Below are 14,147 nucleotides of genomic sequence, written 5' to 3'. Positions count from 1 at the left end.
GGTCCGGGGAACCCCCTGGGCCGCCCCGCCGGCCATGATGACCTCCACCCAGGCGTGTGACGGGCCGTCCCCGACGAGATGTCCGGACACGTAACGGGCGGGCAGCCCCGCCGCGCGGCACAGGGCGAGCATGACGTGCGCCTGATCCTGGCAGACCCCCGAGCCGCCGGCGAGAGCCTGGGCCGCGGTGGTCGCCACCTCCGTGCTGCCCGGGACATACCGAATCCGGCTGTGCACCCAGCCGCAGAACCGGCGCGCCGTCGCCACAGGATCATCGGTGGCCAGGGCGCGGGCCGCGGCGGTGAGCGCCGCGTCCGGCGCGGTCAGCGGGGTGGGGTCGAGCAGCCGCCGGCCGGCCAGCGCCGTGGCCCGCAGCCACGGCCGGGCACCCCCCGCGATCCGGTCGATCGTCACGGTCACGTCGAAGTCCAGCCGGGGTGGTACCTGGTCGAGGCGCACGACCGCGGTACGCGTCCCGTCTGCGCCGCGCAGCCAGGTCGTGCGGGCGGCATCGGCGGAGACCGTCAGCCGGTCGTCGCGGACGACCTGGTCGCCGTGCCGGCTGGGCGGGACCACGACGAGCCGGTGGACCAGATCGGTGGCGTCGCCGTCGTACGTGTACCGGAAACGCTGCGCGACCCGATAGGTCACCCGCGTCCCGGCCGGCAGGTCGGTCAGGCTGATGGCGGCCGGCTCAGGACCACGATCGGTGGACGGGCCGGCCCCGGCCGCCGTCGAAGGTGGCGGCAGCGTCGCCGACCCGCTGGGGTCGAGCGAGTCCGACATCTTCACCGGCGGCCTCTCCACCGCGGCCCGCCAAGCGCTGTGATATCAGACACGCTGTGCGCGCTTGACCGGAGAATGGCCGCAACGACCAGCTCCGCCGAGAAGGACCTCCGGACGGCCGATGTTTCCATCACACTGCTGATCGTCGCCTTCGACTGTTTCCGTACGGTTAACTACCGCCCCCGGGACTCGGCGGGTGGCAACCGTCCGGCTACCGAACCATTACAACGGGCACGGATCACATCTTTGGCTCGCCACGACGCCGCCGATCCGTCATCGGATGGCCAAATCCGGACATCGTCCCGCGCTGCCGAGTTCACCGCCGGCTGGCACCATCTACAGGCATGAGCGAGCTGGTGGCGACCCGTACCGAACGGCCTCAGCGCAAGGCCCGCAGTGGCCTGCTCGAACCCCTGGAGGCGCCCCGTGTGCCGGCGCCGTCCGATCTGCCGGCCGATCGGTTCATCAACCGCGAGACGTCCTGGCTCGACTTCAATGCTCGGGTACTGGCGCTCGCGGAGGACGTCGCCACGCCGTTGCTGGAACGGGCCAAGTTCCTGGCAATCTTCGCCAGCAACCTCGACGAGTTCTACATGGTCCGGGTCGCCGGCCTGATGCGGCGCGAGGCCACCGGCCTCGCGGTCCGCTCGGCGGACGGCCTGAGCGCCCGGGAACAGCTCGATCTCGTCAGTCGGGCCGCCGCCCAGCTGACGGAGCGGCACTCTCGGTGCTTCACCGCCGAGGTGGTGCCGTCCCTGGCGCACGCCGGGATCAGCATCCGATCCTGGTCCCAGCTCAGTGAGACCCAGCAGGAACAGCTACACCGCTACTTCCACCAGCAGATCTTCCCGGTGCTCACGCCACTCGCGGTCGACCCGGCGCACCCGTTCCCCTACATCAGCGGCCTCTCACTCAACCTTGCCGTGCATGTCCGCGATCCAGGTGGGCAGGCCGACCGCTTTGCCCGCGTGAAGGTGCCGCAGAACGTCCCGCGGCTGGTCCCCGTCGAGGTGGATCCGTCCGTCGACGTTCCCGCGGCCGGGCCGGCGCTGTCGGAGAGCGCCTGCTTCGTGCCCCTCGAAGAGGTGATCGCCGCGCACCTCGACCAGCTCTTCCCCGGCATGGAAGTGATCAACTCCCACCGGTTCCGGGTCACCCGCAACGCCGACCTCGAGGTCGAGGAGGATGAGGCGGAGGATCTGCTGCAGGCCCTCGAACGAGAACTGGCCCGCCGACGCTTCGGTCCCGCCGTCCGGCTGGAGGTCGACGAGGACATCGACTCCGACCTGCTCGCCCTGCTCGTACGCGAGCTCGAGGTCACCGAGCGGGAGGTGCACCGGGTCGCCGGAATGCTCGACCTGTCGGCCCTGTGGGCCCTGTACGACCTCGACCGGCCGGAGCTGAAGGACGCACCGCGGGTTCCGATCACCCATCCCCGGCTCCTCACCGCGGAGGGGGAGACACCCGACTTTTTCAGCGTGCTGCGTGAGGGTGACGTCCTCGTCCACCATCCGTACGACTCGTTCACGACGTCCGTGCAGCGGTTCATCGAGCAGGCCGCCGCCGATCCGCAGGTTCTCGCCATCAAGCAGACGCTCTACCGCACGTCCGGCGACTCCCCGATCGTGGACGCTCTCGTCTCGGCGGCCGAGGCGGGCAAGCAGGTAGTCGTGCTGGTCGAGATCAAGGCGCGGTTCGACGAGAGCGCCAACATCCGCTGGGCGCGCGAGCTGGAGCGCGCCGGTTGCCACGTCGTCTACGGCCTGATCGGGTTGAAGACCCACTGCAAGACCTGCCTCGTCGTGCGCCAGGAGCGCGGCGGGCTGCGCCGGTACTGCCATGTGGGCACCGGAAACTACAACCCCAAGACCGCACGGCTCTACGAGGACCTCGGCCTGCTCACCGCCGATCCGGAGGTGGGCGCCGACCTCACCGACCTGTTCAACGTGCTCACCGGGTACAGCCGGCAGACCGAGTACCGCTCGCTGCTGGTCGCCCCGCAGCACATGCGCGACGGGATCCTTCAGCGCATCTCCGCGGAGGCGCGGGCCGCCCAGGAGGGTCGTCCCTGCGGCATCCGCCTCAAGGTCAACAGTCTGGTCGACGAGCAGGTGATCGACGCGCTCTACCGCGCATCGATGGCGGGCGTTCCCGTGCACTGCCTGGTACGGGGCATCTGCGCCCTGCGCCCCGGCGTGCCGGGCCTGTCGGAGACGGTGCACGTCCGGTCGATCCTCGGCCGTTTCCTCGAGCACAGCCGGATCCTGGAGTTCGCGTCCGCGGACGAGTTCTGGATCGGCAGCGCCGACATGATGCATCGCAACCTGGACCGGCGGATCGAGGCACTCGTCCGGGTGCCGCATCCGGAGCGCCGCGACACCGTACGCCACATCCTGGATCACGCGTTCTCCGACGAAGTGTCCGGATGGGTGTTGCAGTCCGACGGTCGGTGGGAACGGCGGATCACCGGAGCGGACGACGTCCGACTGTCGGACTACCAACACGATCTCATGGCCGAGGCCATGCGGCGCGGGCACCGGTGAGCCCGGCGCCCGCACCGCGGATCAGTCGCCGCTCGCCGAGACGCTCGACTTGAACTCGGAGCCGGGCCGGAACTTCGGCACCACCGAGGCTGCGACGTGCACGGGCTCGCCTGTAGCCGGGTTGCGCCCGGTGCGGGCGGCCCGCTCGACCCGCTCGAACACGCCGAAGCCGGTGATGGTCACCTTCTCGCCGCCGGCGACGGCCTCCTGAATTGCGTCGAACACGGCGTCGACGGCTTTGGTGGCATTCGACCGTCCGCCCTCGATCTGCTGGGCGATGCGGTCAACCAACTGGGACTTGTTCACAACAACCTCCGGACGCCCCCCGCAGGCGCGGGGTGGGGAGCAGATCGGGCATCACACTGCGCTGCACCGTAGGCATCTCCACTGTCGAGGGCAATTCCCGCGACCGTGTCGCGTCACACAAACCCGCACGTCAACGGGTTCGGCCCAGTGGGCGACGGGATGCGTGCTGTACCACCGGCGCGAACCATCCGGTAGATTCATCACGTTGAGTAGCGAGAGACGCCCGTTTTTTTGGGCTCAATGTCACGCTTTGGTAGCCGGCCGCCTCCGTCACCACACGCCCAGCTCTGCTACGTAATCAAGCAAACGCCACAGGCGATGATCGACCGGGTGTAGCCGCTTGGTCATCGACCGATCACTCAACCCGACCCGCCCCCCGTTGACCCTGATGTGATGTTCATCACATCAGGGTCAAGACCCGGTCGGCAGGGCCACATCGACTGCGCCGCAGCCCTCTGCCGGCCTGGACGCCGATCGCGTCCGGGGCGGTCGCCGGTGGCGCGACCGCCCGCCAAGCCGGACTAGGCCACCGAGGGCAGCCAGGCCGCTCGGGTCGCCTCGAACACGGTGATCAGCTCCTCGTTTCGCAGGGTCAGACCGACATCGTCGAGGCCCTCCAACAGCCGCCAGCGAGTGAAGTCGTCGAGTTCGAACGAGGCGACCAGCCCGGCTCCCCGCACCTCGCGGGCGACCAGGTCGACGGTGATCTCGACGGTCGGATCCTGCTCCGCGGCGGCCTGCAGGGTCTCGACCGTCTCCGCCGGCAGCTCTACCGGCAGCAGCCCGTTGCCGAGCGCGTTGCCCCGGAAGATGTCGGCGAACCGGGGCGAGATCACCGCCCGGAAGCCATAGTCCTGCAACGCCCACACGGCGTGCTCGCGCGACGAGCCGGTGCCGAAGTCGGGGCCCGCGACCAGAATCGACGCACCGTCGTAGGCCGGGTTGTTGAGCACGAAGCCCTCGCCGGCCCGCCATTCGGAGAACAGGCCGGCGCCGAACCCGGTGCGCTCGATGCGCTTGAGCCACTCGCTCGGAATGATCTGGTCGGTGTCGACGTCGCTGCGCCGCAGCGGCACGGCCCGACCGGTGTGAATCGTGAACGCCTCCATCGCGGAAACGCTCCCCTCTGAACGAAGTCGTGATCAGTCGTGATCAGGATGGCGGTCACGGCCGCGCAGCCCCCGGCGAGTCGACGGCAGCGGCGACCGCACAGGCGCGGCCTACAGCTGCGCCGGGGCGGTGAGCCGGCCGGTGACCGCGGTGGCCGCGGCGACCGCCGGAGAGACAAGGTGGGTCCGCCCGCCCGGTCCCTGGCGCCCCTCGAAGTTCCGGTTCGACGTGGAGGCGCTGCGCTCCCCCGGGCTCAGTGTGTCCGGGTTCATCCCGAGGCACATCGAGCAGCCGGCGCTACGCCACTGCGCTCCGGCGGCCCGGAAGATCTCGTCCAGACCCTCCGCCTCGGCCTCCGCCTTGACCTGCATCGACCCGGGGACGACCAGGGCCCGGACGCCGGCGGCCACCTGCCGGCCCCGCAGCACGTCGGCCGCGGCGCGCAGGTCGCTGAGCCGGCCGTTGGTGCAGGAGCCGATGAACACCGTGTCGACGGCGACCTCGGACAGCGGCGTGCCCGCGGTGAGACCCATGTAGGTCAGCGCGCGCTCGACGGAGGCCCGCGCGGCCGGGTCGGCGTAGTCGGCGGGCTCGGGGATGCGCGAGCCGAGCGGCGCCGCCTGGCCCGGGTTGGTCCCCCAGGTCACGTACGGGGAGAGGCTCGCGGCATCGATGACGACCTCCCGGTCGTATTCGGCGTCGTCGTCCGAGGCCAGCGTCCGCCAGTAGGCCACGGCCTCGTCCCAGGCCGGCCCGGTGGCGGCGTGCGCCCGGCCGGCGAGGTAGTCGAACGTGGTGTCGTCGGGAGCGATCATTCCAGCGCGGGCCCCGGCCTCGATGGACATGTTGCAGACGGTCATCCGACCCTCCATCGACAGGCCCCGGACTGCCGCGCCGCGATACTCGATGACGTGCCCGGCACCGCCACCGGTGCCGATCCGGGCGATGATCGCCAGGATGAGGTCCTTCGCGGTGACGCCGGCCGGCAGGTCGCCCTCGACCGTGACCGCCATCGTCTTCGGGCGGCCCTGCGGCAGTGTCTGGGTCGCGAGTACGTGCTCGACCTGGCTGGTGCCGATGCCGAACGCCAGCGCCCCGAACGCGCCATGGGTGGAGGTGTGGCTGTCACCGCACACGATCGTCATGCCCGGCTGGGACAGCCCGAGCTGCGGGCCCACGACGTGAACGATGCCCTGCCCGGGATCGTTCATCGGATACAGCCGCACCCCGAACTCGGCGCAGTTCTTACGCAGCGCCTCGACCTGCGCGGCGGAGATCGGATCCGCGATCGGTGCCAGGGTGTTCGTGGTCGGCACGTTGTGGTCCTCGGTGGCGACGGTCAGGTCGGGGCGACGCACCGGCCGACCGGCCAGCCGCAGCGCCTCGAACGCCTGCGGCGAGGTGACCTCGTGCACGAGGTGCAGATCGATGTACAGCAGATCCGGTTCACCGTCGGCGCGCCGCACCACATGGGCGTCCCAGACCTTCTCCGCGAGTGTGCGCCCCATGGCCACTTCCCTCCCTGCGGCGGGCGAGCTGCCCGCGCGGTCGTCTGACCGTTCCTGCGATCCGGGATGTGCCGCAAGTCGGTATCGCGCCAATTTCCGATCTTGCCATCTTACAATATGGGATGGCAGTATCATTCTATGGAACATCTTAGCGGAGTCGGGGTTCTGGACAAAGCCGCACTCGTCCTGGCCGCCGTGGAACAGGGCCCGGCTTCCCTCGCCGACCTGGTGGCCCGGACCAAGCTCACCCGGGCAACCGCGCACCGCCTCGCCAGCGCGCTCGAGGTTCACCGCCTCGTCGGACGCGACGACTCCGGCCGGTTCGTCGCCGGTCCGCGGCTGGCGGCCGGGGTGACCATCCCACTGCCCTGGGACGTACTCGACCGGGCCGACCGGGTCCTGACCGACCTGCGTGACGTCACCGGTGAGAGCACCCAGCTCTACGTCAGGCGCGGGGTTTTGCGACTGTGCGTAGCAGCCTCCGAGCGGGCGAGGGGCCTGCGGGACACGGTCCCGGTCGGCGCGGCGCTGCCGATGACGGCAGGATCCGGGGCGCAGGTCCTGCTCGCGTTCGCGGATCACCCCGAGCCCGACCTGCTCGCCGCCGCACCGTTCGACGACGAGACGCTCGCCCTGGTGCGCAAGCAGGGCTGGGCCGAGAGCGTCGGCGAGCGGGAGACCGGCCTTGCATCGGTGTCCGCCCCCGTCCGCGGCGACTCCGGGACGGTGATCGCGGCGGTGTCGCTGTCCGGCCCGCTGGAACGGCTGACCCGATCTCCGGGACGCCGGCACGGAACGGCCGTGCTCGCCGCGGCGGCGCGGCTGTCGACATCGGTCGACGACTGAAGGATCCACTCGCCGCCAACCCAGGGCCACCGGAGATCGGCCAGCTTGCCGACCAAGCCGGGTTTCACGGGCGGCCGACGGTGACCGCATGGACACGTTTTCCCCACTTGTCCTGGCTTTCTAGACATTGGGGATGCCCCGATCGGGCCCCACAACTAAACGGAACGCGGACTACACCTGCTGGGCTCAATGAGGCGTCCCCGCGGCGCGGGTCTCCCCCGCCGCAGGGAGTGGCTTTCCGGCGTCGTAGCCTGTTCGAGTCGTCCGTCTCGGATGATCGGAGAAGCACGCCGGCTGACCCAATGGGGTCATTGCCATCCAGCGAGCAAGCGATATAGGTCGCCCGCGCACTGGGGGCGCCCGTCCGGAGGACTCTTCGGGTTCCGCGCGGCCGGGCGATCGTCGCCCGCGGCGGTGCCGCCGTAGGTTCGGCCGCCTCGTGCGGCGCCAAGGAGGGACAGGGCGCGGTGCGCAAACTGGGTTCGCGGTACGTGCTGCACGAGCTGCTCGGGCAGGGTACGACCGGCCAGGTCTGGAGAGGTGTCCGGGTCCAGGACGATGCCGCGGTGGCCATCAAGGTGCTGCGTCGCGAGCTCGCCGACGATCCGGAGATCGTCGACCGGTTTCTGCGGGAATGGGACCTGCTCGTCGATCTCGACAGCCCGGACCTGGTCGCGGTCCGCGACCTCGTCAACGAGCCGGGTGCACTGGCCATCGTGATGGATCTCGTCGAGGGCCCCGATCTGCGGGCGCATCTGCGGGAATTCGGCCCGCGGCCCGCCCAGGAGGCGGTCCGGCTCGCGATCGGCACCTTGTGGGCCCTCGACAGCGTGCACGCAGCCGGGATCGTTCACCGGGATGTCAAGCCCGAGAACATTCTCATCGACACTTCTACGCCCGACCGCCCGATCGTCCGACTCACCGACTTCGGCATCGCCCGCGTGATCAACACGCCGTCCCGAGTCAGCGCGACCGGGCCGATCGGTACCCCCCTCTACATGGCGCCCGAGCTCGGCACCGGTGCCCCCCCGACCCCGGCAGCCGACGTCTACTCGGCGGGGGTGGTGCTCTACGAGCTCCTCGCCGGATCGCCGCCGTTCGACTCGACGAATCCCGCGGATCTGCTGCGGGCGCATCGGGAGGACGACCCACAGCCGATCGCCGGAGTGCCGGCGCCGGTGTGGGACGTGCTCGCCGGCATGCTCGCCAAATCCCCAAGGCAGCGGCCGGCGAGCGCCGCCGACGCCGCCGACGACCTCAGCGACGCGCTCGAGGCAAGCCTGCGCGGTGTCGCGCCGATCCCGGGACATGTCCAGACCACCGACGAGTCCGCGCCGACCGGCGCCTACGACCGCCGGGTCAGCGAGCGGCCAGCAGCGCCGACCAGCATCCGGCCGGCAGCCCGGTCTGCTGCCGGCGTGGCGGGCGTCGGGGCGGCCGCGGGCGCCGGTAGCTGGAACGATCTCGAGCACACCCAGATCGCGGGCAGTCTGACCGCAGCCGCGACGAAGGTCAACGGCTGGGACGGCGGCGATCCCGAGCACACCCGCATCGCCCCGATGACCGCCGCCCAGAACGGCACCCGCGGCGGATGGGACAACGACGCGCCGACCGGGATGAGCCCCGCGGTACGCGTCCCCGCCCGCTCCGGCGGCCCGGTCGCCGACACGAACACGGTCATGTCGGCGATTCCGGCTGGCAAGCAGCCCGGCGCGGCCGGTGGTAGCGCCGGAGGCGGGTCGCGCGCGGCGCTCGACCGGCGTCGACGCAGCCGGATCGCAGCCGGTGCCGGACTAGTCGTCGCCCTCGTCGCCGGAGCCGGCGGCTGGGCTCTCGCCTCCGGCGGGAACGCCAACTCGGCGCTGTCCGCCGACCGCACCGTGGAAGCCTCAGCGGATCCGAGCACGGACAGCTCGGCCGCCGGCGTCCCGGATTCCGCTGCGCCCGGCGTGGCTGTCGGCGTCGATGCGAGCCCGGGTGCTCCCGGGGCATCCGCAGCCCGGCCCGGGGCAAAGAACTCCCCCTCTCCCGGCACGAGCCCGGCGCCCGGCGCCTCCGCCGCACCGACGACGCCGCCGACCGGCCCAACCGCTGGCAGCAGCCCGTCGCCGGCCGACGATGGCACGGCGACCGTCCCCAACACCGAGGGGTCGCCGTTGAACACGGCGAAGAACACACTGCGGTCGGCCGGTTTCACCAACACCAGCGAGTCGTACGACTGCTTCGACAACGGCGCCGTTGACGCGGTCGTGAAACAGTCCCCGAAGAACGGCAAGATCGCGAAGACGACGGCGATCAGCCTGCAGGTCCAGGGCAACGACTGCCGCGAGGTCCCCAACGTCACCGGACTGACGGAATCAGCCGCGAAGTCCAAGCTCAGCGGCGCTGGTTTCCCGTGGGTGAACGGTTCCTGCCCCGCGGGCTACACCAGCAAGGTGCTGTCCTACACGCCCAACAGTGGACGGCATCCGAGCAACTCGACGACGGTCACGCTCAGCCTGAGCTGCAAGGCTCCCGCGCCCGCGCCCACTTCCGCGCCGAGCGCGGCCCCAGCCCCGACGGCGGCGCCGAGCGCGGCCCCGGCGAAGGCCTGACCGCACTCGGCCTGCCGGCGCTGCCGAGACGCCGGGAGCCAAGAGCCAAGCCATCGAACGCACTGGCTGGTGCCCCCAGGGACGCCAGCCAGTGCGTTCCTGTGCCTGGGCTCGTTCCCACACAGGCACCGCGGGCTACGCCGCCACGTGGGTCAGTGGGTCAGTGGGTCTACAACCCGCGCCCGGGGGACCGGCCTGATCTGGTCGGCTGGAACTGATCGCGCAGCGCACATCAGGGCCGGGGTTTTCGCCGGGCGAACCTTCAGCCGGACGGCAGGCTCAGCCGAGCTTGTCCATGGGCAGCGATCGGATGTCGTTGCGGGCCAGCGGACCGCCGGCGAGCCGCGGCATACGCGGCTCCTCGTCGTCCGTTCGGATACTGCGGGGCAGCGGCATGGGCACCGGCAGCGCTGCCTCCGGCTCCGGCGCAAGGGCCGCGTGGGCGGTGGCCGCCCACAGGTCGACCTCGACGATGATCTCGCCGTTCTCCGACGACATCCGTAGCCGTCCACCATGCACCTCGACGAGCCGCCGGACGACATAGAGACCCATGCCCGCGCCATCCGTCGGCCGGGTGGCGGTGCCATCTCGCTGTGTGAAGGGCTCGAACAGCTGGCGGATCGTGCCGGGATCGAGGTCGGGCCCGGGGTTGCGGACGCGGAGCACGACCTCGTCGCCGACCCGGCCCGCGATCAGCCGCACGGGCGCGCCCGGCCAGGAGTGCACCAGGGCGTTGTCGACCAGGTTCGCGACCACCTGGATGAGGGCCTGCCGCGCCATCCGCACGGGCAGTTCGGGCGGCAGATCCACCGTGATGCTGCTGGGCGAACTCGTGTACGACAGGTTGGCGATCACGTGCCGGACGACCTCGGGCAGGTCGGTGATGGTCGTCTCGTCCGTGCCGGTGGCCGTGGCGGCCGTCAGCATGTTCTCCAGCAGCCGGGAGAGCCGGTCGGAGTAGTTGACCGCAGCGTCGAGCAGATCGTCGAGCTGGGCGTCGGAGAGCCGGCTGCGGCGCCGCTTGATGGTGAGCAAGTTGCCTCGGATTCCGGTCAGCGGCGTGCGGAACTCGTGCGAAACGGTGGCGACGAGGTCGCTGCGGATGCGGTCGGTCTCCTCCAGCCGGGCCATCAGGCTCTGCTGACCCTCGTACAGCTGCTGGCGGTAATCCTCCACCCGTCGGCGGGACTGCTCGTTGTAGTGCCAGAAGACCATCTGCGCGCAGGCGAGCGCGAAGATGAACCCCGCGTGCAGACCGGCCAGCAGCCAGGCGTTGTCCAGCACCGCGCCGACGCTGACGATGTCTCCCATCGCCAGGTTCGCGACGAACACGAACGCGATGGCCAGCAGGTAGACCGTCCACTCCTCATACAGCGCGATCAACGCCACGACCACGAAGAAGTGGAAGTACATCGGGGTAAGGCCGTCGGACAGGTGCACGAGCACGACCGAGCAGCACAGCAGGCCGAGGCTCGCGGCCAGGGCGCGGACCCGGCGCAGGCCGGGCACGACCGCGGCGGCGAACAGCAGGGCAGGCGGGCTCGCCGCCAGGAACCCGTGCGCGAGGCTCAGGTCCTGCCAGATCGCGTAGCCGACGATGATCGGCAGGTGCATCGCGAGCACCAGGCACATGAGGGTGTGCCGGGCCGTCCAGTCCTCGATCGGCAGACCACGGCCCTGTGGGAGCAGCGCGGTGAGGCGACTGGCCATTCCCGGCGCCGATCCACCGCCCTCCGCCTCCGGCGCCACAGCTGAACGGAGCCGTCCGGCGCGGCGCGCGGCGCGTCCCGCGTGGGCGCTGCCGTGCCGGCGCCGGGCCCGTTCGGGCGTCGATGGACTGACGGTGGACATCCGAGCAAGTTTCTACCGTTCCAGCCTGGGAGCACCATGGTTGTCAAGGGTGGTGTCGCATGGCGACAGTGCCCAGGTTTGACTAGGCCATCCGCACCACTCGGCACCGGGCTCAACGGAGCATGGCGCGAACCTTGGTTGCGCCACCAGGCTGTGGTCCGCGAGGTGGCCCCAGGACGGCCGCCCATGGAGGAGGACACCGTGCTCCCAGTGGCCCTGACAGCCTCGACCGCGTCCGCGATCGTTCCGTCGACCGCGGGACGGTGCGGGCCGTCGACGGCCGGCGCCACCGCCGAGCCCACTGTCCTGACCCACCCGGCCCGTCCGCAGCTGCGGCTGGTCGCGATGGCACAGGATGCCGTGGGCGGCCCCGAGGCCGAGGTGCACGGCTGGGGCGGTCCCGCCTCCTGCGGCTGCCGGGAGTGCACGATGGCCCGGCACCCGGCCGCCATGCCGCGCCTCACCGTGGTGCGGTAGGCCGCGCCTGGTCCCTGACATGACGATGGCCCCCGGATCGAAATCCGGGGGCCATCGTGAGTCTTGGATCATGGGCATATCTCTGATCCTCTACGAAGAATGAAGATAAACCCGCTGTAGCCCCGACCGGATTCGAACCGGCGCTACCGCCTTGAGAGGGCGGCGTCCTGGGCCACTAGACGACGGGGCCAAGACTTTACTTATTTTCACTGAGGTGCACGTCGTAGTCTACACGATACTGAACCAGTGCGACGATGGAGTGCAACTCCACCTTGTGGTGCAGCTGGGGTACCAGGACTCGAACCTAGACTAACGGAGCCAGAATCCGTTGGGCTGCCAATTACCCCATACCCCATGGGGCCCTGCGCGGGCGTTGCCTACTGTACCTCATCGCGTCAGCGTGTCTACGCTCCGGGGAGGCGATGCACACGCGTCATCTCGCGATGCCGCACTGGTCCCGCGCTCCAGCCCCCCAAACCCAACCACACCGCCCAGCCCTGTCGTGCGACCACCCCGTCGACGCGACCGCCCCGTCCGTGCCGCTCCCGCGCGCGGCGCCGGATGGGGGCGCCGCGCGCGAAGAGCGACAGAGCAGCGGCGAAGAACCTACCCCGCGCCTCCGCGGGGACGGGGTGGGCTGGCCGGCCGGTTGGTCAGTGGGCCAACGGCGCACCGTCCCCTGGGCTCAGCGGGCCGTCACGGGGTTGGTCAGCGTGCCGATGCCCTCCACGGTCACCGCCACGGTCTGCCCCGGTCGCATCGGCCCCACGCCCGCCGGTGTGCCCGTCAGCAGCACGTCACCGGGCAGCAGAGTCATGGCGGCGGACATGTAGGCGATGAGGGTCGGTACGTCACGCAGCAGCAGCTTCGTGCGCGAGTTCTGGCGGAGCTCACCGTCCAGGGTGGTGCGGATCGGGAGGTCCGTGGGATCGAGCTCGGTCTCGATCCAGGGACCGATCGGGCAGAACGAGTCGTGCCCCTTGGCCCGCGTCCACTGACCGTCGGTCTGCTGCTGGTCCCGAGCCGTCACATCGTTGGCGCAGGTGTAGCCGAGTACCACGTCGAAGGCCCGCTCCACGGGTACGTCACGGCACAGCCGACCGATGACAACCGCCAACTCCCCCTCGAAGTCGACCCGGTCGCTGTCCGACGGAAGCATGATCGGATCACCCGGGCCGGCGATGCTCGTCGACGGCTTGAGGAACAGGATCGGGCGTTCCGGCGGGGTGTCACCGCCCATCTCTCGGACATGGTCGGCATAGTTCTTGCCGACACAGAGCACCTTGCTGGGCAGGACCGGAGCGAGCAGCCGGACGTCGCCGAGCGGACGTCGGGCGCCGGTGAAGGAGAAGGGGCCGAAGGGATGCGGGGCGATGACCGAGATCACGGCGGTGCCGTCCTCGATCGACCCTTCGACGACCCCGAATCCGGGCTCAGAACCATCGGTGAACCTCGCGATACGCACGCCCTGACCGTATCCAGCCCGACCACCGGAACCCGCCAGCTGTCCCCCGGGCATACCGCGACGCAGCGGTCGAATGTGATCGGGTTCGCCAGAACGCCGGGGTGTGCCAGAGAATCAGCCCAGATTCCGTGACAGGTCCAGACTCCGGGCGGCACCCGTCGCGGCCTGTGCTTCGCCCCGTCGGCGTCCTGCGTCGGCGGCGGTGCGGCCGGCTTCGCCGTGTCACATCCGGGTTGAAAGGGGAATAGTGAGCGAGATCGATACGACCCCCGTCTACGACGTCGGGGCACCCGAGCCGAAGCCGATCGACGAGGAGCTGAGCGTCAAGCTGGGTCACCTCGCCGAGGACGCGATCCTGCGCGGCAAGCCCAACGGCGACGAGCGGTGCGACAACTGCCTCTACTACCTCGACACCGACAAGGACGTCACCTACTGCTGGCACCCGAAGCTACGCATCCTCGTCGGCGGGGACTGGTGGTGCCAGTGGTGGGAGGAGATTCCGCAGGACTGACCGGGCCGTCCGACGACGCTGCCGGCAGGCCGACCGAACACGGGCCGGCGACGCAGCCGCATCGTCTGGGCGCAGGCACGACACCCCCTGAGCTGGCCACTGCGGGCCTGCCAGGGGGTGTCAGGCCCCCCGGGCGCGGGGGGCCTGACA

11 protein-coding genes and 2 tRNA genes are annotated in these 14,147 nt (G+C 70.4%); 5 read left to right on the top strand and 8 right to left on the bottom strand.

Annotated elements, in window-relative coordinates:
* Window positions 1–786, bottom strand: a 786-nt coding sequence (locus NBZ83_RS21745) for a transglutaminase family protein (protein ID WP_261575694.1), incomplete at its 3' end; no start/stop codon positions are given.
* 344 nt (window positions 787–1,130) lie between these two features.
* Between NBZ83_RS21745 and NBZ83_RS21740 the strand changes: the two genes are divergently transcribed.
* Complete coding sequence (locus tag NBZ83_RS21740) at window positions 1,131–3,329, top strand: RNA degradosome polyphosphate kinase (protein ID WP_261570245.1); 2,199 nt, start codon at window positions 1,131–1,133, stop codon at window positions 3,327–3,329.
* A 21-nt stretch (window positions 3,330–3,350) separates the two neighbouring features.
* Here NBZ83_RS21740 and NBZ83_RS21735 read toward each other — a convergent pair whose 3' ends face one another.
* The 3 genes from NBZ83_RS21735 to leuC form a co-directional block, all read right to left on the bottom strand.
* Window positions 3,351–3,635 carry an HU family DNA-binding protein gene (locus NBZ83_RS21735; RefSeq protein ID WP_136447789.1) on the bottom strand — a complete coding sequence of 95 codons (285 nt, stop codon included), beginning with the start codon at window positions 3,633–3,635 and terminating at the stop codon, window positions 3,351–3,353.
* Window positions 3,636–4,156: 521 nt separating this feature from the next.
* On the bottom strand, window positions 4,157–4,744 hold the full coding sequence (leuD, locus tag NBZ83_RS21730; protein WP_261570244.1) for a 3-isopropylmalate dehydratase small subunit: 588 nt from the start codon (window positions 4,742–4,744) through the stop codon (window positions 4,157–4,159).
* A 111-nt stretch (window positions 4,745–4,855) separates the two neighbouring features.
* The gene (leuC, locus tag NBZ83_RS21725; protein WP_261570243.1) at window positions 4,856–6,253 is read right to left on the bottom strand and encodes a 3-isopropylmalate dehydratase large subunit; all 1,398 of its coding nucleotides are present in this window, start codon (window positions 6,251–6,253) and stop codon (window positions 4,856–4,858) included.
* Between the two features lie 138 nt (window positions 6,254–6,391).
* Between leuC and NBZ83_RS21720 the strand changes: the two genes are divergently transcribed.
* Complete coding sequence (locus NBZ83_RS21720) at window positions 6,392–7,099, top strand: IclR family transcriptional regulator (protein ID WP_261570242.1); 708 nt, start codon at window positions 6,392–6,394, stop codon at window positions 7,097–7,099.
* A 467-nt stretch (window positions 7,100–7,566) separates the two neighbouring features.
* Window positions 7,567–9,693: a serine/threonine-protein kinase gene (locus NBZ83_RS21715; RefSeq protein ID WP_261575693.1), complete on the top strand. Its 2,127-nt coding sequence runs from the start codon at window positions 7,567–7,569 to the stop codon at window positions 9,691–9,693.
* 279 nt (window positions 9,694–9,972) lie between these two features.
* Here NBZ83_RS21715 and NBZ83_RS21710 read toward each other — a convergent pair whose 3' ends face one another.
* A complete protein-coding gene (locus NBZ83_RS21710) occupies window positions 9,973–11,544 on the bottom strand; it encodes a sensor histidine kinase (protein ID WP_261570240.1) in 1,572 nt (523 codons plus the stop codon).
* A 201-nt stretch (window positions 11,545–11,745) separates the two neighbouring features.
* Here NBZ83_RS21710 and NBZ83_RS21705 point away from each other — a divergent pair, with 201 nt between their 5' ends.
* The gene (locus NBZ83_RS21705) at window positions 11,746–12,021 is read left to right on the top strand and encodes a hypothetical protein (RefSeq protein ID WP_261570239.1); all 276 of its coding nucleotides are present in this window, start codon (window positions 11,746–11,748) and stop codon (window positions 12,019–12,021) included.
* A gap of 117 nt (window positions 12,022–12,138) precedes the next feature.
* Here the strand turns inward: NBZ83_RS21705 and NBZ83_RS21700 are convergent.
* From NBZ83_RS21700 to NBZ83_RS21690, 3 genes are all read right to left on the bottom strand, one after another.
* A tRNA-Glu gene (locus NBZ83_RS21700) sits at window positions 12,139–12,211 on the bottom strand.
* A 93-nt stretch (window positions 12,212–12,304) separates the two neighbouring features.
* Window positions 12,305–12,376, bottom strand: a tRNA-Gln gene (locus NBZ83_RS21695).
* A gap of 330 nt (window positions 12,377–12,706) precedes the next feature.
* Window positions 12,707–13,486 (bottom strand): fumarylacetoacetate hydrolase family protein, encoded by a 780-nt coding sequence (locus NBZ83_RS21690; RefSeq protein ID WP_261570238.1) that lies wholly within the window; start codon window positions 13,484–13,486, stop codon window positions 12,707–12,709.
* Between the two features lie 247 nt (window positions 13,487–13,733).
* Here NBZ83_RS21690 and NBZ83_RS21685 point away from each other — a divergent pair, with 247 nt between their 5' ends.
* Complete coding sequence (locus NBZ83_RS21685) at window positions 13,734–13,997, top strand: hypothetical protein (RefSeq protein ID WP_136447802.1); 264 nt, start codon at window positions 13,734–13,736, stop codon at window positions 13,995–13,997.
* Window positions 13,998–14,147 lie beyond the last annotated feature (150 nt).

This window comes from Frankia gtarii, from assembly GCF_025403375.1.
Taxonomy (GTDB): Bacteria; Actinomycetota; Actinomycetes; order Frankiales; family Frankiaceae; genus Frankia; species Frankia gtarii.
Note: the sequence above shows the minus strand (reverse complement) of the source record. Positions and strands in the feature narration are given on the sequence as shown.